Consider the following 22,982-nt stretch of genomic DNA (forward strand, 5'->3'; position numbering starts at 1 on the left):
ACTTCATGCGCCTCAATGGACGTGCAATGCAGGCGCAATAAGCCCGTGTCGCCGCCAACTCACATTAGCGGGCGCACCGTCGATGCTGAGTTCGTTACTTCTTTGCCGGCTTCGCCCCCTGCGGCTTCTTCACCTTCTTCGGCTTTTCCGCCTTCCCCATCTGATCCTTCTCGCGCTGGTCAAGGCACAGCAGGGTATCGGCGTAGGAAATGAAACGGTTGAGATAGTCGGGCGAGATTTCCCGCATCAGCGCCAGCGAGCGCAGCATCAGCATGTGGGAATTGATCGGGCCGGCATTCTTCGGCGCCTGCTCGAGCGCCTGCGCCACCTGCTTGCCGGCGCTCAGCTTTGCCCAGGTGTTGCGCGACTCCCGCACCGCCTTCAGTTCGGCGCGCGGCGCCATGTCCGCCGCCGGTCGAAGGGTTGATTGCTCGTTGGAAGACTGTTCGAGTCGGCGAACCAGCTGGCCAAGCGCCTTGCCGTGCTCTTCCGCCCGTAACCTGTCAATGCGCCGCCGCACGCCCTTGAGATCGGCCGCTTCCGACAGGCGCTGCAGCTCTCCCGCCGCCTGCGGATGGGACTGGATGGCACGGGCAACCGCCTCCTGCATTTCCCGCTGCGCGCCGGCGAGCTGTTCCCGGAGCGCGCCAACCGCCCGCGCCAGCCTGGCGTCGAGCATGCGCCGGATTTCGCCCCGGTGCGAAGACGCACGCAAGGCAAGCGCCTCGACGTGGCGCAAGCGCACCGGCGCCAGCGTGCCGGCGCCTGCAGCGCGCAGCGAGGCGATCAGCGTCGCAGGATCGACGCGGCCATCGGCAGCGGGCTCGGCTGCGTCGAGCCGGATTGCCTCATCCATGCTGCGCCTTGGCGTTGGCGCCCTTCGGCACCGGCGCCATTTCCACCCGCCGGTTCTGGGCGCGGGCCGCTTCATCGGTGTTGGGCTTGACCGGCTGCTCGGAACCGAAGGCGGCGGCGAACACCAGGGAGGATGGCATGCCTTCCTCGATCAGGGTGCGCGTGACGGTGAGCGCGCGCTGCGCCGACAGCTCCCAGTTGTCGGCGAAGCGGCCGCCGCGTATCGCCTTGTCGTCGGTGAAGCCGCTGACCATCAGCATTTCATCGCGGGAAGCCAGGTAGGCCCGCAGCGGCGGCACCAGGCTGTTCAGCAATTGCCGCCCTTCCGGCTGCAGCTGGTCGGAATTGAGGGCGAACAGGACCTGCCCGCTGATGCCGATGCGGCCATTGTTCAGCGTGATGCGCCCCGACGCCAGCGGCACCGCCAGCGCTTTTTCCAGGCTCATGCGGCGCTGCTCCTCGAGCTGGCGCTTCTTCACCTCGTCCTGCAGATTCGACGTCAGTTCCATCTGCACCGCCACCACGGCCACCAACAGCAGCACGAAGGCGCCCAGCAGGCTGGACATGAGGTCGCCGAAGACCGGCCAGACCGGCGCGCCCTGCTCGACGCCTGCGTCGACGTCGTCCATCACCGCGCCTCTTCGGCGAAGCCGGCCTGCTGCGCGGGCAGGCGGCGCAGCGACTCGACGAATTCCTTCTGCGAGCTCATGCTGAGATCGATGATCTCCCGCGCCTGCGCGACGTAATAGGCAAGCTGCTCGTCGCCTCTCGACTGCGACTTCTCCATCGCCGCCTCGATGCGCTCCAGGTTGGCGATCAGCTTGTCGTTGGCTTCATTGAAGGATTGCACCGCGAAGCCGAAGGCGTCGCTCAGGCTGGCCACATCGGCCGCGCTGCTGGTGACATGCGCCGCCATTTCCGACAGCCTCGCGGTTTCGGCCGCCACGTTCTCCGTGAAGGCGCCGGCGGTGGCCTGCAGCGCCGTGGAGGAGTTCGCCACCAGCGAATCGATCACCGCGCGCTGTTCCTGCGAGGCGTGATTGATGGCGTCGAGCAGCGCATTCAGGGTTTCCATGATGCGGCTGCGTTCTTCCAGCAGCGCGTTGTCGCGGGCGATGCCATTGGAAATTTCCTGGCGCAGCTGGGCGATCACTTCCGCCGCGGCGCGCGGCGCCTGGGAGGCGGTCTCGATGAGGCCCGCGATCGGCTGCTCCAGCGCCGTGCCGAGCGTGGCGAGGTGGGCGGCGACGGCGCTCTGCAGATCGCCCAGCCGCTCCACGGCCGCGTTGCCGCGCGCCGCTTCCGCCTCCTTCAGCGCGCCGAGTTCGGTGCGCAGCAGCGCGGCGATCTGGTCCATGCGCTCGCGGTGCTGCTCCAGCCACTGCGCTTCGGAGGCGATGCGGCTGCGCATCAGCTCTTCCGCGCCGGCGATCAGGCGCGTCGTCTCGGCCAGCGTGTCGCGTGCGCCGGCCTGAGCCTGATCGGCAATCTCGCGCGAGGTGCGAGCCAGGATGTCGGCGGCCTGCTGCTGCCGCGAGAGCATCTGCGTCCCGGCCTCGCGCAGTTCGCCGGTAATGGCTGCCGCCGTCTCGTGCAGCGACTGCGTCCATGCCTGCCGGCGCTGCTCGTCGCGCTGCGCCTGGCCGGCATGCAGGCCGGCGTACTGCTCGCCGAGCGTGGCGACGAGCGCGCCCGAGCGCTGCTCGAAGGCGAGGTTGAATTCGGTCAGCGCGCGGCGCAGATCGGCAACCGCAGCGGCGCTGGCTTGTTCCTGGCCGCGCTGCGCCGCAGTCCAGGTGGCGGCCGCGTTGTCGGCGGCGGCGCCGAATCGTGCCGTCAAGCCGTCGAGCTGGGCCTGAACGGTATCGGCCATGCGCGCATGCATTGCGGTGGCTTCGCGGGCGATGTCGTTCATCGCCGCCTCGACCACCGGCCTGATGCTTTCGCCGGCGGCATGGGCGCTCTGGTGCAGGCTGTCGCGCAGCGACTGGTCCACCGACCGCGCCAGTTCCGTGTACGCCGCCTTGGCGTTGCCGTGGAAATCTTCCTGGTTGGCGAGCAGGCGCTGGTTCAGCTGCCAGCTCATGTCTTCCATGCGCGTCATCATCGTCTGCAGCGTATCGACCACCGCAGGCAGGGCATGGGATTGCTGCTGCAGCGCCTTGAAGGTTTCCTGGCGCTGATGGGCAAACGAGAAGCGGCGCAGCACCGTGGCGATGCGGGTATCGAGCAGCTGCGCGGCCTGTCCTCGCTCGCGGCGGCTGAGCGCCGACATCAGGCCCAGCATGGCGGAAGCGATGACGCCGGCGACCGAGGTGCCGAAGGCGAGGCCGAGGCCCTTGACCGGCACCGCGAGGGCGGAACGGATCGCCTGCAGGTCGGTGGTTTTCTCCAGCGCGAACACCGCGCCCTTCAGGGTGACCACCATGCCGAGGAAGGTGCCGAGCATGCCGAGCATGACCAGCAGGCCGACCAGGTAAGGCGTGAGCGCCGGGCCCGGCAGGCCGACGCGCTCGCCTTCGATGCGCAGGCGCACCGGGTTCTGCAGCGAGGGGGGCAGTTTCCCCAGCCACGCGCCGATATCCTCCAGGTCGCCGGGAATCGCGTTCAGCGCCGAAACCAGGCTGGACGTCGCCTGGCGAAACCGTTTCAGCTCGAGCGCGCCGTACCCGTACACCGCGCCGATGAGCATGGTCATGGCCAGCGCGAGCAGGCTGGAATCGATGAAGCCGGCCCCGGCCCAGATGATGCCGAGGGCGCCGAGCGCGAAGGCGGCTGCAAATAAATGTCTGTTCATGGCGTATCTTGTTGTAATGCTTCTATGAGGCCCAGCGTGGTCTGCAGGCGCAGCTCGAGTTCGGCCAGCAGCAGCATCTGCATCTCGCCGCAGAAGCGCGCCAGCCAGCCTCCCGGACGCGTCCAGGCGGCGGGATCGTCCGCCTCGCCGGTCTCGCCGAGTTTGGTTCGATGTTCCCGCACCCGCTGTTCGAACCGGCTCCTGAGCCATACCGGCACCTTCGCCAGCAGCGCCCGCTCCCGCTCGCGCAGGATCTTCTCCATCGTGGCATCCAGCTCGGCCAGCTTCTTCAAACCGGGGGACGCCTGCGCCGCCATGGCCCGAACATTCGTGCGCAGCGGCTGAATGCTGAGCTCCATGTCACGCTGATGCGCCTCGAAGAAACGGCGGTATGGCAGGTAGGCGGCGCCCAGGTCGCCGGGCAGTTCGACAGGCGGGGTCGGCAACGTGAGGTAGGCCTTGCCGGGCGGGGTGGAAAAGCTCTTGGCGATGCCGTTCGCCAGCAGGGTTTGCAGGCGGTTGAATTCGTCGACGGCGCGTGCGGCGGCTTGCGGCCTTTGGGGGACCGCCGGCAGATTTTCAGGAGCAGCGCCGTGCACCGCGGAGAGGGTGATGGCATCGGTGAAGTGCATCCACTCGCCCAGCCTTTCCGCGAAAGCGTTTCCGGATTCGGCAGCATCCGCCAGGGCCAGGTCGGCGAGGCAGCGGATCAGGGTCGAGCTGTGGAAAGTCGTGCGCGGTAACGCTCTTGTCATAGGCGGATGCAAACTGAATCGGTGAAGCCGGGGCGGCTGGCGGATTACGCCGCTCCCCGCACGCACAGTCGCCGTGAACTGCCTATGGGTTCGACGAAAGCGTCATGGCGTGGAAAAAGCGGCGATTATATCCCGGGGGCTTCGCCGTTGAAAAATGTCAAAACCGTAAGACCGTGTGGCATGCCTGCCACTTGACGTCGCTGCTTTTGTGCCTATTGGGGAGGGATAGTGGGGCAGATGACGCCGCTTCGGATGGCGTTCAGCGCCTGGGGCCGGCCGGCGTGTGAATCGCGGCCGAGGCATGGGCATCAGCGAACCGACGTTCACTCGAAAGCGCCGGCTCGCGTGCTCACCATGATCGCTTCATCACTTTCTTCAAGGTGCTTCAGGAATCATGGCAAGCGCGGCATGTCACTCCATCGTCAGGCCGGCTTTCTTCACCACGTCCCGCATTTCCTGGTGATCCTTCTGCAGCAGTGCCGAGAATTTTTCCGGCGTCATGACTTGCGGCTCGGCGCCCTGCGCATGGATCGCATTCTTCATTTCCGGCGTCTCGAGCAGCTTGTTGACTTCCTGGTTGAGGCGCGTCACCACTTCCTTCGGCGCCTTGGCCGGCAGGAACAAGCCATACCAGGTGCTGACGTCGAAGCCCTTGTAGCCCGATTCGGCGATGGTGGGCACATCCGGCAGCGAGGTGCTGCGCGCCGCCGACGTCACCGCCAGCGCCCGCACCTTGCCGGCCTTGATCTGGCTCATCGCCGAAGGCACCGAAGACAGCGCCAGGTCGACGTTCCCGCTCATGACATCGATCATCGCCGGGTTCGAGCCCTTGTAGGGCACGTGCATCAGCTTGATATGGGCGGCATTGTTGAAGGCCTCGCCGGCGAGGTGAATGGTGGTGCCGCTGCCCGGCGAGCCGTAGGAAATGGTGCCGGGCGCGCTGCGCGCGGCATTGACCACGTCGGCCAGGGTCTTGAAGCGGGAATTGACGCTGGTGACGATCACCACCGGCGTATAGGCCACGTGGGCCACCGGGATGGCGTCGCGCAGCGGGTCGTAGGCCAGGTTCTTGTACAGCCACGGCGCGACGGCCATGTTGTCCTTCTGTCCCATCAGCACGGTGTAGCCGTTGGGCGCCGCCTTCACCGCCTCGGCCACGCCGATGGTGCCGCCGGCGCCGCCCCGGTTCTCCGCATACACGGTCCACTTGTTCGTCTCCGCCAGCCGCGCGGCGACGATGCGCGCCAGGATGTCGGTGCCGCCGCCGGGAGGAAACGGCACGATCATCTTGATCGGCGCGGTCGGCCATGCCTGCGCATGGGCGGCGACGGCGCTGCAGGAGAGAACGGCGGCCACCAGCATCTGCTTCATGGACGATGGAGAAATGAGGTTCCGGACGGAAAAGGAAAAGATCGTTGCCATACTGGTCAGAGATGATGGACGCGGCCCACTGCCATGCCGCGCGATGAAAGGCGAGTGTATAGACCGGGCCGGAGCTGCCATGCCCGCACTCCGGCCCGTGCGAGGGGCAAAGTGTATTGCAAAAAAGGCTTTGCGTCAGGAGCGGCGGCCAGCGCACCGACCGCCGGCAAGGGGAAAATCGGCTGGGGCGGCGAGCTATTTCTTGAGAGATTGCTTCATCATCGAATCGAGATCCGAGATGGCGTCGAAATCGCTCTTCGCCTGTCGGTACAGCACACCGCCGATGGCCGTCAGGGTGTCGAAGTTTTCCTTCGACAGGCGTCCGCGCGAATCCGCCAGCAGTTGGGCCAGGTCGAGAATCACATCGCGCAGCATCGGCGCCTGCGCCTCGAGCGGAAGCGTGTCCGCATGTTCCCTGAACAGGGCAAGTATTTCCTCTTGCGTCATCGCGGTCTCCGTATCAAAGGCAAGAGTGTACGCGGGTTTGCCGGAATGCAGGAAAGGCGCTGCTGATGAAAGCCGGCTCGATCAGCCGGGTGCCGGCCGCTTCAGGGCTGCGGCATGCCTCAGCGCTTCTTCCTCGCGGCCCTGTTCGACCAACTGCCCTGGCGTCAGGCCGCCGAGCGCGGGCGATGGCTGATTCATCCAGTCGCTCGCGGCCTCGTCGCTGCCAACCGCGTCCCGCACCAGATGCATGACGGTGTAGTAAGCCTGCGCCCTGCGCGATTGCTGCTCGAACCGCGCGCGCAGCGCATCCAGCCCTGCTGGAGACAGGCTGTCCTTATTTTCCATGTTTGCTCCGCTGAACCCGAGAGCCATGGTCTCCCAACCAATGAGAAGCCATGACTTTCGCAAGCGGAAGATTCTACGCGCGAAGCGCAGGACATGGGTGCGGACGATGACCGCAGCGGGAAATCGGCTGCGGCTGGCGCAGCCTAGCGCCGGCGGGCATCACCAGCGCAGCCGCACGCCATCCGACAGCAGTTCGGGAAGCCCCGCTTCCGGCAAGGGTCTTGCCTCGAACTCCGGCGCCAGGATCCCGAACAGGAAATCGCTCAGCAGCTGGCGGGAAGTGCCGTCCAAGCCGCCCGCGGCGAGATCGTCCAGCCGGGCCAGGATCAATGCTTCATCGAGGAGGACTGCCTCTTCCCTGCTCTGTGCGAGAAGCCAGTTGTCGTAATCCGCCTGCGATTGCGGGTCGTCCGGGAAGATCCAGGGAGGCTGGGGAATGGCGCGGCCGCTCGAAGTAAGCACGATGCCATCGACGGGGCGGCGCACCAGGTTGGTCGATGTCTTGAGGTCTTCAGTCAAATGATCGGTCGGTCGAATTTGCATGGCTGGTTCATCGGCGCGGCTTCACCCTGGCGTGGATGATCAGTGAAAAATCAGTGAAAAAGCTGCCTGGCGAGGCCCGGGGATTCGAGGTTGAGCCAGATCACTTCATCGCCCGTATCCAGGGCGACGACGCCGAACGGCTCCGTCAACGACTTGGCGCACTGTTCTTCGTAGACCTTGCGCGCCAGTTGCGCGCTTCTGGCATAGACGACGAAGGTCCCGAAGATCCAGTAGCGGGCAGATGCTTTCACGTGGCTTTTCATTTCCGGCGCCCTCGTGTTGCAAAAGAAATAATTATCGTGGACGGCCTGAGCGCTGTCTGTCATGAGTCCGACATACCTCGGGGAAAGCCTTCTTCACCGCTTCTTCCCTGCGCCATGGGCGCGGCAGGAAAGACGTTCTCACCGAAACCTTCATCCCGGCGAAGGCGGATGAAACCAAGGCGAATCCTTCGCGTCTTAGCCGAATCCAGGAAAAAACATACAGGCGTCGGGAGCCTTCATGAATGCGATTGCGCAGTCGCCGACCGACTGTTCCAACCTGCTGCTGTCACGGCTGCCGGAATCGGATTACCAGGCGCTGCTACCCCATCTGGAACTGGTCGACACGCCACTTCATTTCACGCTGTTCGAACGTGACAAACCGATTCCCCACGTCTACTTCCCGCTGACCGGCGGGCACTCCGTCCTTGCCACCATGGAAGACGGTTCGGCGGTGGAAATCGGCACGGTCGGCTACGAAGGCTTTGCCGCGGTAGACCTGATCATGGGCAGCGACATCGCTGTCGAAACCACGGTGTGCCAGATACCCGGCACGGCGCTGCGCATGCCGGCAGAGGTGTTCATGCAGATGGCGCAGGGCGATACGCCGCTGCGCCGCATCGCCCTGCGCTACCTGCATGCCTATCTCGGCATGGTGTCGCAATCGGCTGCCTGCAACCGGCTGCATGCGCTGGAGCACAGGCTGGCGCGCTGGCTGCTGATGTGTCATGACCGCATGGGCCATCAGGACTTCTTCCTGACCCAGGAATACCTGGCCGCGATGCTCGGCGTGCAGCGCCCCAGCGTCAGCGTGGTGGCCAGCGTGCTGCAGCGTGCCGGCATCATCGATTACAAGCGGGGCAAGGTGCAGATCCTCGACCGCAAGGGCCTGGAAGAGACGTCATGCGAGTGCTACGGCATCGTCCAGGGCCAGTTTGCGCGCCTGCTCGGCAAGGGGTTCTGACGCCGAATCCTTATGCTGGCGGCGGCCGGCAAAGCGTTGGCGCCGGGCCGACATGGCTGAACTTCGGGGGAGCGGGGCATCTAAGAAATTTAGACTGCATGAATTCGCCCGTCATCTGGGCCGAACATGTCATGCGATGTGAGAACCCCACCCTGGAGGCGGCAAATGATGATCCGGCTGGCAGTACTGATGGCGTCGATCGTGTTCTCGGGCACGGCTCCGGCCCAAGGCCTCGGGTCGGGGAAGAATGCAAAGCATCCCACCCATATCGACAGCAAGACGACCGGCCCCCAGGACAGCATCGGGACGGCCGGCGAATCGCCGACCAAGGAAGTGATCCAGAACCGGAAGAAGGGAGGCGGCAAGTCATCGGGCGCCGCTTCTTCCGCATCGGGGCCGTCCTCCGGCGCCTCGACTGCCGCGGGCAGTCCGGGCGGCACGCAGACCGGGCAAGGCGACAACCGCCGGGGGCAGTGAGCCGCATCTGCCCGCCGGCCAACCCTGCGGACGGCTTGGCGCTCCCATGTCTGCTCCCGTGGGCAGCCAATGCGCCGCTGAACGGTGTGATCCTGCCCGGATGACTGCTGCAGCCAAATCCTGACAACGACAGCGATGTGCGGGTGCTCAAGACCGCGGTGCCAAGCTTGATTTCGCCCCTGCTCCACGCCTGGAGGTCACTTGGCGGGTTCACATGCGGCTTTTCTTTACATGCCTGGACCGCGCCGATGCCCGGATGGCAGAGGATTCATTGCCATTTACTATCGCCACAATAATTTTAATTTGTTTCTTAAATTAAACCCGTTCCCCTACACTGGCTCCGTTGCAATTCGAAAACAACCATGGAGCCAAGCATGTCGACCGAAGCCACCTGCCCGTTCTCGGGTCAAGCCCGCAAGCCCGCCACGCAAACCGTGAACAAGGGCACCACCAACACCGACTGGTGGCCCAACCAGCTCAACCTGAAGCCGCTGCACCAGCACTCGGCGGAATCGAACCCGATGGGCGAATCATTCAACTATGCGGAAGCGTTCAAGCAGCTTGACCTCGATGCGGTGACCAAGGATCTCCATGCCCTGATGACCGATTCCCAGGAATGGTGGCCGGCCGACTATGGCCATTACGGCCCGCTGTTCATCCGCATGGCCTGGCATGCGGCCGGCACCTACCGCATCGCCGACGGCCGCGGCGGCGCAGGCATGGGGCAGCAGCGCTTCGCGCCGCTCAACAGCTGGCCCGACAACGGCAACCTCGACAAGGCGCGCCGCCTGCTGTGGCCGATCAAGCAGAAATACGGCCGGGCGCTCTCGTGGGCCGACCTGTTCATCCTCACCGGCAACGTCGCGCTGGAGTCCATGGGCTTCAAGACCTTCGGCTTCGCCGGCGGCCGCGCCGACACCTGGGAGCCGGAAGAAGACATCTACTGGGGTTCCGAAGGCAAGTGGTTGGCCGACGAGCGCTACAGCAAGGAACGCGAACTCGCCGGACCGCTCGCCGCGGTGCAGATGGGCCTGATCTACGTGAATCCGGAAGGCCCCAACGGCAACCCGGATCCGGTCGCCTCGGCGCGCGACATCCGCGACACCTTCGCCCGCATGGCGATGGATGACGTGGAAACCGTGGCGCTCGTCGCCGGCGGGCATACCTTCGGCAAGGCGCACGGCGCCGGCGATCCGGGCCATGTCGGCGCCGAGCCGGAAGGCGCGGGCATCGAAGACCAGGGCTTCGGCTGGATCAATTCCTTCGGCAGCGGCAAGGGCGCGCACACCATCACCAGCGGCCTGGAAGGCGCCTGGAAGCCGAACCCCACCCGGTGGGACAACGGCTACTTCGAAACCCTGTTCGGCTACGAGTGGGAACTGACCAGGAGCCCGGCCGGCGCGCACCAGTGGATTCCGAAGGATGGCGCCGGCGCCGACACGGTAGTCGATGCGCATGACCCAAGCAAGCGCCATGCGCCGATGATGTCTACCGCCGACCTCGCGCTGCGCTTCGATCCGGCCTACGAAAAGATCTCGCGCCGCTTCCTGGAGAACCCGGACGAGTTCGCCGATGCCTTCGCCCGCGCCTGGTTCAAGCTGACCCACCGCGACATGGGCCCGCGCGCCCGCTATCTCGGCAAGCTGGTCCCGAGCGAAGTGCTGGTGTGGCAGGACCCGGTGCCGGCGGTCGATCATCCGCTGGTCGGCGAGCGGGACATTGCCGGCCTGAAGGCGCAGATCCTCGCCTCCGGCCTGACGGTCTCCCAGCTGGTCTCCACCGCCTGGGCATCGGCCTCCACCTTCCGCGGCGGCGACAAGCGCGGCGGCGCCAACGGCGCGCGCATCCGCCTCGCGCCGCAGAAGGATTGGGAAGCCAATCAGCCCGGGCAGCTGCAGCAGGTGATCGCCAGTCTTGAAGCGATTCAACAGGCATTCAATGCCAAGCAGTCCGGCAGCAAGCAGGTGTCGCTGGCGGACCTGATCGTGCTGGGCGGCGCGGCTGCCATCGAGCAAGCGGCCAGGGACGCCGATGTGGAAGTGAAGGTGCCCTTCACGCCGGGCCGCACCGACGCTTCGCAGGAGCAGACCGACGTGCACTCCTTCGCGCCGCTGGAGCCGGTTGCCGACGGCTTCCGCAATTACGTGCGCCAGGGCGTGCAGGGTTCGGTGGCGGAGATGCTGGTGAACAAGGCGCAGATGCTCACCCTCACCGCGCCGGAAATGACGGTGCTGATCGGCGGCATGCGCGTGCTGGATGCCAACGCCGGTCAGGCGAAGCATGGCGTATTCACCAGGCGTCCCGGCACGCTGTCCAACGACTTCTTCGTCAACCTGCTCGACATGGATACGGCGTGGCAGAAATCCGCCGCCAACGAAGGCGTGCTCGAAGGCCGCGACCGCAAGACCGGCGAGGTCAGGTGGACCGGCACCGTGACCGACCTGGTGTTCGGCTCCAATTCGCAGCTGCGCGCCATCGCGGAAGTGTATGCATGCCGCGATGCGCAGAAGAAGTTCGTGCGGGATTTCGTGGCGGCTTGGGACAAGGTGATGAACCTCGACCGCTTCGACCTGGCCTGAGCCGCATGAGGCCGCTCCTGCGGCTCCCTGCGATCGCCCCGACTTGCGCAGCGTGCCATGCTGCCGGCCGGGGCGTTTTTGCTTGCACCTGATTGCAGCGCCGGGCGAGCGCCCTCATCGCATCCTCTCCAATGGCATGCGCTTGCTATACTGCCGCCCACGATTGACGCGAGGATGGCCCACATGCAGGACAGCACCCAAATCGATGAAGCAAGCCAGGCCGCGCCCGTGCCCTGCGCGCGCTGGGACGGCTTCGAGATCTGCTTCGAAGGATATGGCTGGGCGCTGCCGCGTCCCGGCGCGATGATGGCCGGCGAGGAGAATGGCCGCTTTGCCGACATCTGCGGCGACGACATCCAGGGTATCGCCGACACGGGATGGCAATTCCTGGCCGAGCCGGTCTGCTTCACCGCCGTGGCGGATGGCAAGGTGACGGCCTGCGCCTGGGCCGCGCCGATGCAGACCGAAGACGGCGGCGTCGGATGCAACCTCAGCTATGCGGTCGACGCCGACCATGAAGGACGCGGACTGGCGAAGCTGCTGACCTGCCTCGCCTTCCTCGCCTGCGACCAGCTTCACCCGGAGATGGATTTCGCCAACATCGAAAGCCGTGCCGACAACCTGCCTTCGGCGGCGCTGGCGCGCTCGCTCGGCTTCCTGCACTGCCCGGAGGAAGACTTTTCGATGCCGGTTGCCGGCGGCAACGAAGTCGACTTCCTCTGCTTCCGCATCGATACCGGCGCGCTGCGCGCCGCTTCTCATCAGGCCCTGGAAAACCGGAACCTGCATGGGCTGCTGGCGCTGATCCGGGCAAACACGCCAGCCTCGACCACGCACGAATCGAACGCGGATGGCACGCCATGATTGATGCGGCGCCGGACCCGATGCCCGAAAGCGCCCATCAAGCCAGGCAATGGATCGCCGAACTCGGCGCGCAGCTGGCGCAGCGCGACATCCTGTTCCGCGACCCGCCGGAGGAACCCACCACCTGCTGCGGGCGCGGCTGCAACGGCTGCGTCTGGGAAGGTTATCTTCAGGCCGCGGCCTACTGGTGCGGCCAGGTTCGGGAACTTCTGCGCCAAGGCTGACCGGCTCCGGCGAGCTCACGCCGGCGCACGTTGCCCGAGATACTCCAGCAGCTGACGCGCATGCGGCGACAAGCCCTCCCAGGCGCGTATGCAGATCCTCAATTCCCGCGTCGCCCACGCATCTTCCAGCAGGACCATCCGCAGCGGCAAATCCTCCACATGCCGCTGCGCCGCGGCTTGCGGCAGCATGGCGATGCCGGCGCCTTGCGCCACCAGCTGCGCGATGGCGTAGAAGCTCGGCGCCCGCACCCGTATCTTCAGCGGCCGCGCGTTCCGCGCCGCCATCTCTTCGATGAAGCGCTGCATCGCCCGCGCCGGCGGCAGGCACACGAAGGCATGGCCGAGCGCATCCTTCAGCCGGGCGGAACGGCGCGATGCGAGCGGATGTTCCGCCTGCACCAGCAGCACCAGCCGGTCGTCGCGGAAAGGCAGGGAAACGACGCCGCTGGTGGCGAGGTTGCCGTCGAGGACGCCCATGTCAATCTCGCCGGCCTGCACGGCGGCCAGCACATCCGGGCTGTTGCGCTCGACCAGTTCCAGGTCGATCTCGGGATAGTCGGCCAGGAAAGGCCCGAGGGCCGCCGGCAGGAAAGTGCTGTTGGCCGCCGAGTTGGCGCCGAGCTTCAGGGTCACCCGGCGCTGGCCAGCGAGGTCGTGCAGCACTTCCTTCAGGCGGTCCGCCTCGCCCAGGGTCTGGCGCGCCCGGTCGAGCACCAGCCGTCCCGCCGGCGTGGCATTCATGCCGTCGGCCGTTCTCAGGAATAAGGTCACCCCGCAACGCTGCTCGAATTGGCGCAGCCGGTTGCTCGCAGCCGACAGCGCGATCGGAAAGGCCGCGGCCGCCTTGCTCAGGCTGCCCGCATCGGCGATGGCGACGATGAGGCGAAGATCAATCAGGTCGAAATGCAAGGTTTCTCCTGAAGAGAAGGCTAAGTACATGAATGGAGCATTCTAGCCGCGAACGCTTCGCTTCAGAATAAGGCTTCATTTCCCATTCGTATCTTGAGGACGCCATGAAACCGCTTCTTTCCCAATGGGCCAGGGATGGCCGCCTGTATGCGGTGCTCGCCGCCGCCGGCTTCAGCCTGAAGGCGGTTTTCGTCAAGCTGGGCTATGCGGCCGGACCGGTGGATGTGCTGACCCTGCTCGCGCTGCGCATGGGCATCGCCTTGCCGCTATTTGCCTGGCTGGCTTGGCTCGGACGCGGTGAGAGCCAGGGCAGCCTTACCCTCATGGACGGCGTGCGCATCGTCCTGCTCGGCGCCTCCGGCTACTACCTGTCGAGCCTGTTTGATTTCTATGGACTGGAATCCATCAGCGCCGGGCTGGAGCGGCTGATCCTGTACCTGTACCCGACCCTGGTGCTGGTGTTCCAGGCGTGCGCCACGCGGCGTCTGCCCGCCGGACGCACGGTGCAAGCCATGGGCATCTGCTATCTGGGGCTCGGCATCGCCTTCGTGCACGACCTCGGCACCGCCGGTCAGGGCATCACCGTGGCGACCGGTTCCGCCTGGGTCTTCGCCAGCGCCGTCACCTATGCCCTCTACTATCTCGGCACCGGCGCCATGGTGCAGCGGATCGGCTCGCTGCGCCTGTCCGGTCTGGCAGGCGGCGCTTCCAGCCTGCTGGTATTGGCGCATTTCTTCCTCGCAGGCAGGCCGTCTTCCCTGCCAACGCTGCCTTCCGGCGTCTGGCTGAACGCAGGCTTGATGGCGATCGTGTCGACCGCCCTGCCGATCTACTGGCTGGCCTTGGCGATCCGGCGCCTCGGCGCGGTGCAGGCGGCGGCGGTAGGCAGCCTGGGGCCGGTCATGACCCTGTTCGCCTCCTGGGCGCTGCTGGACGAAGCCCTGTCGGTCTTTCAGATCGGCGGCCTGGCGCTGGTGATGTTCGGCGTCTCCCGGCTGAAGCCGAAGGCAGCGCCTTCCTCCGCGCCAATGCCTGCCGCAGAGGCGCTCAAGCCCACACGCTGAGCGACGCACTATGGATGGCGCGATGGGGATTGAAAAACTGCGCTGGACATCCGCCGGCGCTGGGCTACATTGATCACGTCATTCAACTCCCTCGTCTCCCTATTGCTGGCAAGGGTGTCGGGAAAGACGCCGGCGTCGCCAAGCGCCCGGCCGAGAAGAACAATGAAGGCTTTATCCCGATCGCTGGTGGACCTGTACGAAAGCGCCGAGTGCCTGTCCACCCGCGATTTCCCGAGTGAAGTGCTGCAGATCGTGCGCCGGCAGGTGCCCTGCGATGGCGCCATGCTCGGCGAAGGCGAGGTCGCGCCGGCCAGCGCCGATCACCTGCTGGCCCAGGTGCCGCCGCTTGCTCCGGAGGCTTGCCCGCCGTGGCGCGGCGACAATCTCGCCTGCTGGCATGAACCCAGCATCATCTGCCTGATGCAGGGCCTGTCGCAGGCGCTTCAATTCCCGAGCCACCTGGTGTGCCGCAACCGGCCGCTCGCGGCGCTGGCTGCATTCGGGCGGCGCCATCGCCTCCATCATCTGCTGCTGCAGGGCGACCCGCCGCTGTCCCGCATGATTCCGATCTGGCTGCTGCTCTATCGCGCCGCCGACGAGCCTTTCCGGCCCGCCGACGAAGAACGCATCAGCGCGCTCTGGCCGCATGTCTACCGGGCGCTGGCGATCAATCGCGCCGCCAGCCGGGCCGGCAGCGGCCATGGCGGCGTGGCCCGCGCGGTGATCGGCGCGGAAGGCGCCGTCTGCATGGCCGACCCCGGCTTCCATCGCTGGCTGGCGCTCGAGTTCGACCATCGTTCCAGCCGCCGCCTGCCGGCGCCGCTGCTGCAATGCTGGCGCGCGGGCACCTGCTACACAGGGCGTCACATAAAAGTAGCCTTCGCCACCCAGGATGGCTACGCCGTGTGCGAAGCCGCGCCGATCGGCCATGGCGGCGAACTGACGCGCGCCGAGCGCCGCATCGCGGACGATTTTGCCATGGGCATGAAGCACAGCGAGATCGCGCGCCGCCGCGGCATCTCCCACAACACGGTTCGAACCCATCTTGCCCATGTGTACGCCAAGCTCGGCGTGCATACCAAGATCGATCTCGCCCGCAGCCTGGCGCATGCCGATGCGCGCGGCTCCCTGCCGGCGCTGCACGGCCGGCCGCTTGTCTGATCGCATTGCCGCATATCACGGCGGGTGCGCATGGCGCGCACCAATCGGCCGCGCCATGGTCGAACCCGGTCTGCGCGCGGCCGCTCATCCCGCTTCGGCGGGATGAGCACCGAAGACTGCGGGCCAAAACCGTGCACCGGGAATTCGCTACCATGTGAGTTCGGACCCGTTCCGATCCCTTGTCCGCGCGAGGCGCTTTTGCCGGGCGCCCCGATGCGGGTTGAGCAAGCACCGGCTTACTTCCAACGAGAAAGGAGCACCATGAGCATCGAAAAAGTGCTGTACCGCGCCAAGGCCACGTCGTCCGGCGGCCGCGAGGGCACGTCGCGCAGTTCCGACGGCGTGCTGGATCTGAAGCTCACCACGCCGAAGGAACTCGGCGGCGGCGGCGCCACCGGCACCAATCCGGAGCAGTTGTTCGCGGCCGGCTATTCCGCCTGCTTCCTCGGCGCGCTGAAGTTCGTGGCCGGCAAGGAAAAGGTGACGCTGCCGCAGAATCTCAGCGTGACCGGCGATGTCGGCATCGGCCAGATTCCCACCGGCTTCGGGATCGAAGTCGACCTCACCATCGAAGCGCCCGGCATGGACAAGCAGCAACTGCAGAATCTGGTGGACAAGGCCCACATCGTCTGCCCGTACTCGAACGCCACCCGCGACAACATCGACGTGCGGCTGCACGTCAATACCTGACCGGCTGATCCTGGAGCGTGTTGCGGACTCGAACAGGGGTTTCGCCACGCATGCGCGGCGCCCGCGCGGTCGGCACTGTCTGCAGGCAGTGCCGTGGATCTGCTCGCCGTGGCTGACCGACCAGGTTCGAGCGCAACCCTGGTTGAGCTCATGACACGCTCTAACCCTCATGCGGTCGCCCGTCGCATCGGGCGACCTTAGCAGCCTCATCACGTACTTCCCGCAGTTCGGCGGCCATGCCGTCCCGATTCCTTGATCCGTATCGGACCCGATACATCCGGTTGCAATTTGCGAACGGCTTGCTGTCCGCTCCGAAAACAGGCGGTGACTTGCCTCAACGCCTCTCGCCTCCCCTTTCTTAGAATGGTGCGACATCGCGGCTGCCACCATGGCTGCCCGCCGGCGCAGCGGCATGTTGCCCGCGCCGGAAACCAGATCGCGCCGCTGCAGATTTCTGCAGCGCCCACTTCGAAGGCTTCATGACGGTTCCATTCGACTCCCGTAACGACGATCCCCAGCCCGCCATCGGCGCGTCCTCTTCAGTGAAACAAGCCGCGCCTGTGGGCGAGCCGCCCTCCCCTGACAAAGATGCTGTGCCGGGAGGCGCGCCGCCTTGCGCGGCAGGGACCCGTTCCTGGATGCCCTGGGTCCAGGGCGCCTCGATGGTCCTGCTTTATCTCGGCGTGGCAGTGCTGACGGAATTAAGAGGCGGGATGCTGCGGACGCCGGCGACGCCGGCCCTGGCGCAGGCGGTGAAAGCAGTGCCGGCAGCACCGGCTCGGGCGCCGATGGCCGAGGCAGCCGCGGGGCTGGCCGCGCCGGGCGGCCGCCAGGGCATCGATCCGCGCGAGCTGCCTTACGAAGGAAAACCGCCCGACGCGCCGGCGGCGCGCGCAACGCTTCCGCCCGAGCAGCCTCTGGCCCTGGCGGAGACAGCGCCGGCGGGACGACATGCCAATGGCGGCACCCCTGCCGGCGCCGCGCCGGCAAGACAGGCTGAACGGATCGAGAAGCGCCATGCACCGCGGCAGCAGATGCAAGCGGATGCTTCCGCTTCCGCCCGCGCAGCCAAGCGCAAGGATGCCGGTGCGAAGGTCAAGGCGCGGGCGGCGCATTGGCCAGGGGCTTACCGGACGGCGCAGTGCGAACGCGAGCCGAGCCTGTTCGCGCGGGAAGCCTGCAAATGGCGGCTGTGCAGCGGTCAGTGGGGACGCAACGGCTGCCCCTCCTACCACCATCCGCCGCAGGAACGATAAAGGCGCGGGCCATCCCATGCCGCATGGCGGCTGATGCATGCGAAGGCGAGCCCTGCATCACGTGGTCGAAGCCGTTCTGATCAGCCCAGGGCCCGGCCTCCGCCCGCCGCATCCGAGATGTGCTGGTTTTCCAGTTCCGGCGCCGGCGGCAGGCCGGTCACCGCGAGGATTTCCTGCTCGTCCAGCGTTTCGCGGTCCAGCAGGGCGCGCACCAGCGCATCGAGCGCGCCGCGATGGGCCCGCAGCAATCGTGTCGCATCCGCATGGCTTTCATCGATGATGCGCTGCACTTCCAGGTCGATCAGCCGCGCCGTTTCGTCGCTGAACGGCTTCTCGCCGCCGAAGCCTGCGCTGCCGCCGAGATAGGGATTTTGATACGGCGCCAGCTGCACCATGCCGAGCTTGTCGCTCATGCCCCAGCGCGTGACCATGCTGCGTGCCAGGTTGGTGGCTTGCTCGATGTCGTTCTCTGCGCCGGTGGTGCGGGTGCCGTACACCACCTCTTCGGCAACGCGGCCGCCGAGCATGCCGACGATGCGGGCGCGCAGATAGGCCTCGGGATAGTTGTAGCGGTCGGTCTGGGGCCGCTGGTAGGTCACGCCGAGCGCCTGCCCGCGCGGCACGATGGTGACGCGATGCACCGGGTCGGCGCCCGGCACCACCAGCCCGAGGATGGCATGTCCGCTCTCGTGGTAGGCGATGCGCTCGCGGTCGGCCTGGCTCAGCAGGATGGGCCGCTCCGGGCCGAGCACGATCTTCTCCAGCGCATCCATGAAGTCCTTCTGGCGCACGTCGTCCTGGCCGCGCCGCGCCGCCAGCAGCGCGGCCTCGTTCACCAGGTTCTTCAGGTCGGCGCCGGACAGGCCGGGCGTGGCCGCCGCCATGTCGGACAGGTCGACGTCCGGCGCCAGCGGCACCTTGCGGGTGTGGACCCTCAGGATGGCTTCGCGCCCGGTCTTGTCCGGCAGGTTGACCACCACCCGGCGGTCAAAGCGGCCGGGGCGCAGCAGCGCCTTGTCGAGCACGTCGGGCTGATTGGTGGCGGCCAGCACGATGATGCCCTCGCGGCTGGAGAAGCCGTCCATTTCGGTCAGGATCTGGTTCAGGGTCTGCTCCTGCTCGCTGGAGCCGCCCAGCGCCACCTGGCCGCGGGCGCGGCCGATGGAATCGAGCTCGTCGATGAAGATGATGGCCGGCGCGTTCTCCCGCGCCTGCTTGAACAGGTCGCGCACCCGTGCCGCGCCGACGCCGACGATCATCTCCACGAACTCGGCGGCGCTCATCGAGAAGAACGGCACGCCGGCCTCGCCGGCGACGGCGCGCGCCAGCAGCGTCTTGCCGGTGCCCGGCGCGCCGACCAGCAATACGCCCTTGGGTGCGGCCCCGCCGAGCCGGGTGTACTTGCCGGGGTCTTTCAGGAAGTCCACCACTTCCACCAGCTCGTTCTCGGCTTCGTCGATGCCGGCCACGTCGTTGAAGGTGACCCGTGCGTCCTGTTCCTGGTCGTAGCGGCGCGCCTTGCTCTTGCCGATGCCGAAGATGCCGCCACCCATGCCGCCGCCCTGCTGCGCCGCGCGGCGATAGAGCCAGACGTAGAAGCCGATCAGCAGCAGCGCCGGCCCGAAGCCGAGCAGCAGGCTGGCCAGGGCGTTGCCTTCCTGGATCGGCACGGCGCTGATCTCGACCTTGTTGTTGATGAGGAACTCTTCCAGCCCGGGATCGACGAAGGCCGGCAGGGTGGTGGTGAAGGTGCTCGAGCTGCGGCTGGGCACCTGCAGCTTCTGGCCGGGCGGACGGTGCTCGGGGTCGTTGGCGGTCTCGGTCGGCGGCCAGGTCACCGGCGCGGCGAAGCGGCCTTCGATGCTGGCGCCCTGGCTGTAGATGGACTTGACGTTGCCCTTGGCCGCTTCCTGCTTGAAGATGGTGTAGGGCACGGTGACCGGCGCATCCGCGCCCTGGTAAAAGATCTTGGCCACGAAGTAATTGGCCAGCAGCACCAGCACGAAGATCAGCCAGGCCCGGCGCGGCGGCATCTTGTTCTGGCCGGGCTTGTTCGGCCCGCCCGGCTGCCGGCTGCCGAAGGGCAGTCCCGGCCTGGAGGCATTGGGTATGTTGTCGCGTTTCATGGAGTCATCCGGTTGGCAGTGCAGTGTCGCGGAACGGCTTACTCTTTCAGGCTCATGCTAGCGCAAACCGTTCCTGGGCATGCTGCCCCAATCCAGTGCCGGTTCGCGCCATGGACGGGTCCATGCCGGGCCAGGCGCATGATCGCGCCCGTTCGCTCGACGCAAGACGCGATTCCGGCGCAAGACGCTCCTTGCATGATCGCCCGCCGCGGCCGGGCCGCATGCCTGCAGGAATTGCCTTCTTACCTGGCCAGCGGCAGGGTGGCCAGCCGATCCAGGATTTCCGTACGCACTGCGTCGCTGACATCCATCTCCCGCAATGCTGATGGCCAGTGCTCCCTGGCCAGGGCGACCGTCTGCCTGACGGCGGCCCTAGCGATGCGCTCCGCGATGCCGGCCTGGCGCGCGATGGCGGCATAGGCATCGAGGGTTTCCCGGCGTTGCAAGTCATCGATGGCGACATTGGTGGCGAAGCCGCGAAAACCCGGCAGCGCCGCGACACAGACGATGTCATAGGCCGGCGACAATTCGGGCAGGGCGCCGTCCCGATACAGCACGGAAAAATTCTTGAGGTGGGCATCGGAATTGCCGATGAGGGCATTCACCGCCTGACGAATGAAGAACTGCCGCACATCCTCGATGCCGCGCGGGCTAAAGCGGTCGAGCACGCGCAGCAGCTTGACGAAGCTCGCCGCGCCGGCGTACTTCTGTGCGGGCATGAGGGTGAGCAGCTGGCAGGCGTCTTCCATGTGCAACGGGCCGCCGGCGGTGCGGTCGAAGCGCTCCACCGCCAGGAAGCGGGTGTCCGGCCCGAGCGCTTCGACCAGGTCGGGATGGTCGGCCATGTCGCGCATGGCGACCGGCCGGCATGTCGCCACCTGCACCCCGGCCATCGAGGCCAGCTGCATGCAGGCGTATTCATTGAGCACCTGCGCATCGTCGCCGGGCAGCGGCAGCTTGGCGATCAGGTCGGACTGGCTGCCCCTCACCGGCAGGCAATAGCGTTTGCCATTGCGGGCAAGCGACAGCGCCAGCTTGTCCTGCACGCCGGACAGCGAAGCGGCGCCCTCGGCCGCCGCTTCCGGCACGCCGATCTCCAGGTTATCGGCGCCGCCGGTGACGCCGAAGGCGCGCGCGGCCGCCGTCAGCCGGTCGAGGTTGGCCGGGCGGATCCTGATTGCGCCCGGCAGGTCCTCCCCGGCCGCCGCCAGGATGCCGAAGTCGTCCATGTCCTGGACCTGTTTGCGGGTTGCCGCCAGGCGCCGGCGCAACGCGCCTTCGGGCAGCAGGCCGGCAAAGAAGGGCGGCAGCTCGCCGCGCTCGCGGTACACCGCCGGATCGAAATGATTGCCCAGGGTTTCCCGGGTCAATCCTTCCTCACCCGGCACCGTCATCGACAGGGACAGCGTCGGCCGCCGCAGATCGGCCAGATAGGGCTCGGCCGCGACGAAGCGCGTCACCCGGCCGGCTTCGCACAGCCACCCGGCCAGGCGGTCGTGCAGCCATACCTCGACATAGCGGGGCGCCAGGCCGTCACTCATGGCCGTCCTGGTTGAAGAGACGGTCGATGGTGGACGGCACGTCATCCGGCCCGACCGCCTTCCCTGCCAGCAGCCGCTCCACCTCGGGCAGAAGATGGCGGGGAATCAGCATCCATTTTGCGTCCATGGCGCTGGCCAGGGCTTCCAGCGTACTCGCCTGGGCATCCTTGCGGCCATTGAGAATGGTGCTGATGTGGGAAGCAGGCATGCCGGTCAGCTGGCTGATCTCCGCCAGGTTCCTGTCAAGCAAGGCCTTTCGCTGTTTCAGTTGCTGGAAGAGGCGCATTTAAGCTTTCGTGTAATTTGTCACTCTAAATTACATTATCGTATAAATTTACGCCAACGTTTTTATTCTGGTATTATACCAAAGTATAAAACTATAGCGTTTTTTATACTTTAGAATAATTTGGCACCATCTGGAGTGTCAGGCAGTTGCCTCGTGAAGCGAAGACGAGGCGACGGCGCCGTTTTCTTGATGAGGGCATGATCCTGCCTGGGCGCCGGGATGGGTTGGACACACTTCTCGAGGCTGCTCCTCAGGCGCTGAGTGCAGGCGCGGAAAGCGTCAACCTCACGGATGCGGAAAGACCAGTTAAAGCCTGGCTGTCTACAGGACAACGGTACATCACATATGCGTCGACATACCCAACGCATGATGTCGAAACGCTTGCGGCAGCGTTCCGACGATGGAGAAGCCGGACTCTTCCCACAGCGAGGCCACGGCCTGGTTCGTGCTGACGACGAAATTGAACTGCATGTCGAGCCAGCCTGCTTTCCTTGCCTCGCACATGCAACGCGGGCCCACTTCGCGACCTATTCCCTGGCCGCCGCGCCTTGGCCGAACCTGCAAGCATCCTCCTCAGCGGCATCGTCGGCGAAGACACAGCTCGTCCTTGGCTTTACGGCTTCCTGGAAGATTGGCCACATGGCGGGGAAGCATGGGCGGGTCGAGAATGCGATGGGACCAGGATGCCAAGGCGGCGCTTCCTCTTGTGCACGTCAACGAAACGAAGCATTTCCAGGAGACGTTCCTCATCTTCCGGTTTGAAGCCGCACGTGGCGGTGAAGTCATTCGGATTTTCATAGGTGCCGAACAACATGTCCCACCATGCGATGTCGCCGTAGTTGTTCCGGTGCCGCTCGTATTGGTGGTGAGTCCTGTGCATCTCCGGCCGCTGGAAGACGTATCCGACCCAGTGCGGCGTTCTCACGCTGGCATGGTAGAAGAAGGTGCCCAGGGCCGAGTAGAGCGCAAAAAAGCCGCCACCTGCAGCCGACAACCCCAGCAGCATGTAGACCAGCACGCCGCCGATGAGGGCATTGACGGCCATTTCAATGGGGTGCTTATAGAACGCGGTGATCACTTCCAGCCGCTGCGGACTGTGGTGGATCTGGTGAAGGTGCTTCCAAAGAAAGTCGCTCTCGTGGCGCGCCCGATGCCACCAATAGAAAACGAAGGTGCCGATGAAGTAGGCGATGAGACCGCCCGCCCAATCCGGTATGCGCCCGGAAAGCGAAAACACGGCGTATTCCGGGTGCCAGCGTTCCCACAGAAGGCCCGCGACAAGCATGACGCCCAACTGGGCGAGATTGATGGCAAAGACCCGTATCGGCCATGTCCTGACTGCCGGGAGCTTCCAACCCGGAACCAGCCTTTCCAGGAAAAAGAATGCGATGAACGCGCAAGATACCCAGGCCCACAT

24 protein-coding genes are annotated in these 22,982 nt (G+C 65.9%); 9 read left to right on the forward strand and 15 right to left on the reverse strand.

The window, feature by feature from the left end; all coding sequences use genetic code 11:
* Positions 1–94: 94 nt before the first annotated feature.
* The 9 genes from CHB88_RS23040 to CHB88_RS23080 all read right to left on the reverse strand — a co-directional run bounded on the left by CHB88_RS23040 (position 95) and on the right by CHB88_RS23080 (position 7,415).
* Positions 95–856, reverse strand: coding sequence for a DUF2894 domain-containing protein (locus CHB88_RS23040; protein WP_176442628.1), 762 nt, complete (start codon positions 854–856; stop codon positions 95–97).
* A complete protein-coding gene (locus CHB88_RS23045) occupies positions 849–1,484 on the reverse strand; it encodes an OmpA family protein (protein WP_089401706.1) in 636 nt (211 codons plus the stop codon). The genes CHB88_RS23040 and CHB88_RS23045 overlap by 8 nt, the downstream gene beginning before the upstream one ends.
* Entirely contained in the window at positions 1,484–3,652 is a 2,169-nt protein-coding gene (locus tag CHB88_RS23050) for a DUF802 domain-containing protein (protein WP_089401707.1), read from the reverse strand. Before CHB88_RS23050 ends, CHB88_RS23045 begins: the two co-directional genes overlap by 1 nt.
* A complete protein-coding gene (locus CHB88_RS23055) occupies positions 3,649–4,407 on the reverse strand; it encodes a DUF3348 family protein (protein WP_089401708.1) in 759 nt (252 codons plus the stop codon). Before CHB88_RS23055 ends, CHB88_RS23050 begins: the two co-directional genes overlap by 4 nt.
* Before the next feature lie 411 nt (positions 4,408–4,818).
* Positions 4,819–5,778: a Bug family tripartite tricarboxylate transporter substrate binding protein gene (locus CHB88_RS23060; RefSeq protein ID WP_089401709.1), complete on the reverse strand. Its 960-nt coding sequence runs from the start codon at positions 5,776–5,778 to the stop codon at positions 4,819–4,821.
* 246 nt (positions 5,779–6,024) lie between these two features.
* The gene (locus CHB88_RS23065; protein WP_089401710.1) at positions 6,025–6,276 is read right to left on the reverse strand and encodes a hypothetical protein; all 252 of its coding nucleotides are present in this window, start codon (positions 6,274–6,276) and stop codon (positions 6,025–6,027) included.
* An 81-nt stretch (positions 6,277–6,357) separates the two neighbouring features.
* Positions 6,358–6,621: an MbcA/ParS/Xre antitoxin family protein gene (locus CHB88_RS23070; RefSeq protein WP_245845205.1), complete on the reverse strand. Its 264-nt coding sequence runs from the start codon at positions 6,619–6,621 to the stop codon at positions 6,358–6,360.
* A gap of 159 nt (positions 6,622–6,780) precedes the next feature.
* Positions 6,781–7,164 carry a hypothetical protein gene (locus CHB88_RS23075; protein WP_089401711.1) on the reverse strand — a complete coding sequence of 128 codons (384 nt, stop codon included), beginning with the start codon at positions 7,162–7,164 and terminating at the stop codon, positions 6,781–6,783.
* Positions 7,165–7,214: 50 nt separating this feature from the next.
* Positions 7,215–7,415, reverse strand: a complete 201-nt coding sequence (locus tag CHB88_RS23080; protein WP_143131449.1) for a hypothetical protein — start codon at positions 7,413–7,415, stop codon at positions 7,215–7,217.
* A gap of 250 nt (positions 7,416–7,665) precedes the next feature.
* Here CHB88_RS23080 and CHB88_RS23085 point away from each other — a divergent pair, with 250 nt between their 5' ends.
* The 5 genes from CHB88_RS23085 to CHB88_RS23105 all read left to right on the forward strand — a co-directional run bounded on the left by CHB88_RS23085 (position 7,666) and on the right by CHB88_RS23105 (position 12,532).
* On the forward strand, positions 7,666–8,388 hold the full coding sequence (locus CHB88_RS23085) for a Crp/Fnr family transcriptional regulator (protein ID WP_089401713.1): 723 nt from the start codon (positions 7,666–7,668) through the stop codon (positions 8,386–8,388).
* Between the two features lie 165 nt (positions 8,389–8,553).
* Positions 8,554–8,865, forward strand: a complete 312-nt coding sequence (locus CHB88_RS23090; protein ID WP_089401714.1) for a hypothetical protein — start codon at positions 8,554–8,556, stop codon at positions 8,863–8,865.
* 374 nt (positions 8,866–9,239) lie between these two features.
* Positions 9,240–11,444 carry a catalase/peroxidase HPI gene (katG, locus tag CHB88_RS23095; RefSeq protein ID WP_089401715.1) on the forward strand — a complete coding sequence of 735 codons (2,205 nt, stop codon included), beginning with the start codon at positions 9,240–9,242 and terminating at the stop codon, positions 11,442–11,444.
* Between the two features lie 183 nt (positions 11,445–11,627).
* Positions 11,628–12,308, forward strand: coding sequence for a GNAT family N-acetyltransferase (locus CHB88_RS23100; protein WP_143131450.1), 681 nt, complete (start codon positions 11,628–11,630; stop codon positions 12,306–12,308).
* Complete coding sequence (locus tag CHB88_RS23105) at positions 12,305–12,532, forward strand: oxidoreductase-like domain-containing protein (protein ID WP_089401717.1); 228 nt, start codon at positions 12,305–12,307, stop codon at positions 12,530–12,532. Before CHB88_RS23100 ends, CHB88_RS23105 begins: the two co-directional genes overlap by 4 nt.
* 15 nt (positions 12,533–12,547) lie before the next feature.
* On the opposite strand, the gene CHB88_RS23110 is transcribed toward CHB88_RS23105, so the two are convergent.
* Complete coding sequence (locus CHB88_RS23110) at positions 12,548–13,441, reverse strand: LysR family transcriptional regulator (RefSeq protein WP_089401718.1); 894 nt, start codon at positions 13,439–13,441, stop codon at positions 12,548–12,550.
* 104 nt (positions 13,442–13,545) lie between these two features.
* Here CHB88_RS23110 and CHB88_RS23115 point away from each other — a divergent pair, with 104 nt between their 5' ends.
* From CHB88_RS23115 to CHB88_RS23130, 4 genes are all read left to right on the forward strand, one after another.
* Positions 13,546–14,505 carry a DMT family transporter gene (locus CHB88_RS23115; protein ID WP_089401719.1) on the forward strand — a complete coding sequence of 320 codons (960 nt, stop codon included), beginning with the start codon at positions 13,546–13,548 and terminating at the stop codon, positions 14,503–14,505.
* A 162-nt stretch (positions 14,506–14,667) separates the two neighbouring features.
* Complete coding sequence (locus CHB88_RS23120) at positions 14,668–15,666, forward strand: helix-turn-helix transcriptional regulator (protein WP_089401720.1); 999 nt, start codon at positions 14,668–14,670, stop codon at positions 15,664–15,666.
* 261 nt (positions 15,667–15,927) lie between these two features.
* Entirely contained in the window at positions 15,928–16,356 is a 429-nt protein-coding gene (locus CHB88_RS23125) for an organic hydroperoxide resistance protein (RefSeq protein WP_089401721.1), read from the forward strand.
* Positions 16,357–16,994: 638 nt separating this feature from the next.
* Entirely contained in the window at positions 16,995–17,612 is a 618-nt protein-coding gene (locus CHB88_RS23130) for a hypothetical protein (RefSeq protein WP_143131451.1), read from the forward strand.
* An 80-nt stretch (positions 17,613–17,692) separates the two neighbouring features.
* Here the strand turns inward: CHB88_RS23130 and ftsH are convergent, their stop codons facing one another.
* The 5 genes from ftsH to CHB88_RS23150 form a co-directional block, all read right to left on the reverse strand.
* Positions 17,693–19,738, reverse strand: a complete 2,046-nt coding sequence (gene ftsH, locus CHB88_RS23135; protein ID WP_089401723.1) for an ATP-dependent zinc metalloprotease FtsH — start codon at positions 19,736–19,738, stop codon at positions 17,693–17,695.
* A 242-nt stretch (positions 19,739–19,980) separates the two neighbouring features.
* Positions 19,981–21,279 (reverse strand): type II toxin-antitoxin system HipA family toxin, encoded by a 1,299-nt coding sequence (locus tag CHB88_RS23140; RefSeq protein WP_089401724.1) that lies wholly within the window; start codon positions 21,277–21,279, stop codon positions 19,981–19,983.
* Positions 21,272–21,529: a helix-turn-helix domain-containing protein gene (locus CHB88_RS23145; RefSeq protein WP_245845207.1), complete on the reverse strand. Its 258-nt coding sequence runs from the start codon at positions 21,527–21,529 to the stop codon at positions 21,272–21,274. Before CHB88_RS23145 ends, CHB88_RS23140 begins: the two co-directional genes overlap by 8 nt.
* 375 nt (positions 21,530–21,904) lie before the next feature.
* Complete coding sequence (locus tag CHB88_RS25930; RefSeq protein ID WP_281255042.1) at positions 21,905–22,036, reverse strand: hypothetical protein; 132 nt, start codon at positions 22,034–22,036, stop codon at positions 21,905–21,907.
* A 142-nt stretch (positions 22,037–22,178) separates the two neighbouring features.
* On the reverse strand, positions 22,179–22,982 hold the full coding sequence (locus CHB88_RS23150; RefSeq protein WP_089401726.1) for a sterol desaturase family protein: 804 nt from the start codon (positions 22,980–22,982) through the stop codon (positions 22,179–22,181).

The sequence above is a fragment of the Noviherbaspirillum humi genome, assembly GCF_900188095.1.
In the GTDB taxonomy this organism is placed as follows: Bacteria; Pseudomonadota; Gammaproteobacteria; order Burkholderiales; family Burkholderiaceae_D; genus Noviherbaspirillum; species Noviherbaspirillum humi.

What these genes read in the sequence shown, in the direction of transcription:
- CHB88_RS23040 (WP_176442628.1), bottom strand. Translation starts at nt 856, where the DNA reads ATGGATGAGGCAATCCGGCTCGACGCAGCCGAGCCCGCTGCCGATGGC.
- CHB88_RS23045 (WP_089401706.1), bottom strand. Translation starts at nt 1,484, where the DNA reads ATGGACGACGTCGACGCAGGCGTCGAGCAGGGCGCGCCGGTCTGGCCG.
- CHB88_RS23050 (WP_089401707.1), bottom strand. Translation starts at nt 3,652, where the DNA reads ATGAACAGACATTTATTTGCAGCCGCCTTCGCGCTCGGCGCCCTCGGC.
- CHB88_RS23055 (WP_089401708.1), bottom strand. Translation starts at nt 4,407, where the DNA reads ATGACAAGAGCGTTACCGCGCACGACTTTCCACAGCTCGACCCTGATC.
- CHB88_RS23060 (WP_089401709.1), bottom strand. Translation starts at nt 5,778, where the DNA reads ATGAAGCAGATGCTGGTGGCCGCCGTTCTCTCCTGCAGCGCCGTCGCC.
- CHB88_RS23065 (WP_089401710.1), bottom strand. Translation starts at nt 6,276, where the DNA reads ATGACGCAAGAGGAAATACTTGCCCTGTTCAGGGAACATGCGGACACG.
- CHB88_RS23070 (WP_245845205.1), bottom strand. Translation starts at nt 6,621, where the DNA reads ATGGAAAATAAGGACAGCCTGTCTCCAGCAGGGCTGGATGCGCTGCGC.
- CHB88_RS23075 (WP_089401711.1), bottom strand. Translation starts at nt 7,164, where the DNA reads ATGCAAATTCGACCGACCGATCATTTGACTGAAGACCTCAAGACATCG.
- CHB88_RS23085 (WP_089401713.1), top strand. Translation starts at nt 7,666, where the DNA reads ATGAATGCGATTGCGCAGTCGCCGACCGACTGTTCCAACCTGCTGCTG.
- CHB88_RS23090 (WP_089401714.1), top strand. Translation starts at nt 8,554, where the DNA reads ATGATGATCCGGCTGGCAGTACTGATGGCGTCGATCGTGTTCTCGGGC.
- katG (WP_089401715.1), top strand. Translation starts at nt 9,240, where the DNA reads ATGTCGACCGAAGCCACCTGCCCGTTCTCGGGTCAAGCCCGCAAGCCC.
- CHB88_RS23100 (WP_143131450.1), top strand. Translation starts at nt 11,628, where the DNA reads ATGCAGGACAGCACCCAAATCGATGAAGCAAGCCAGGCCGCGCCCGTG.
- CHB88_RS23105 (WP_089401717.1), top strand. Translation starts at nt 12,305, where the DNA reads ATGATTGATGCGGCGCCGGACCCGATGCCCGAAAGCGCCCATCAAGCC.
- CHB88_RS23115 (WP_089401719.1), top strand. Translation starts at nt 13,546, where the DNA reads ATGAAACCGCTTCTTTCCCAATGGGCCAGGGATGGCCGCCTGTATGCG.
- CHB88_RS23120 (WP_089401720.1), top strand. Translation starts at nt 14,668, where the DNA reads ATGAAGGCTTTATCCCGATCGCTGGTGGACCTGTACGAAAGCGCCGAG.
- CHB88_RS23125 (WP_089401721.1), top strand. Translation starts at nt 15,928, where the DNA reads ATGAGCATCGAAAAAGTGCTGTACCGCGCCAAGGCCACGTCGTCCGGC.
- CHB88_RS23130 (WP_143131451.1), top strand. Translation starts at nt 16,995, where the DNA reads ATGCCCTGGGTCCAGGGCGCCTCGATGGTCCTGCTTTATCTCGGCGTG.
- ftsH (WP_089401723.1), bottom strand. Translation starts at nt 19,738, where the DNA reads ATGAAACGCGACAACATACCCAATGCCTCCAGGCCGGGACTGCCCTTC.
- CHB88_RS23140 (WP_089401724.1), bottom strand. Translation starts at nt 21,279, where the DNA reads ATGAGTGACGGCCTGGCGCCCCGCTATGTCGAGGTATGGCTGCACGAC.
- CHB88_RS25930 (WP_281255042.1), bottom strand. Translation starts at nt 22,036, where the DNA reads ATGCAGTTCAATTTCGTCGTCAGCACGAACCAGGCCGTGGCCTCGCTG.
- CHB88_RS23150 (WP_089401726.1), bottom strand. Translation starts at nt 22,982, where the DNA reads ATGTGGGCCTGGGTATCTTGCGCGTTCATCGCATTCTTTTTCCTGGAA.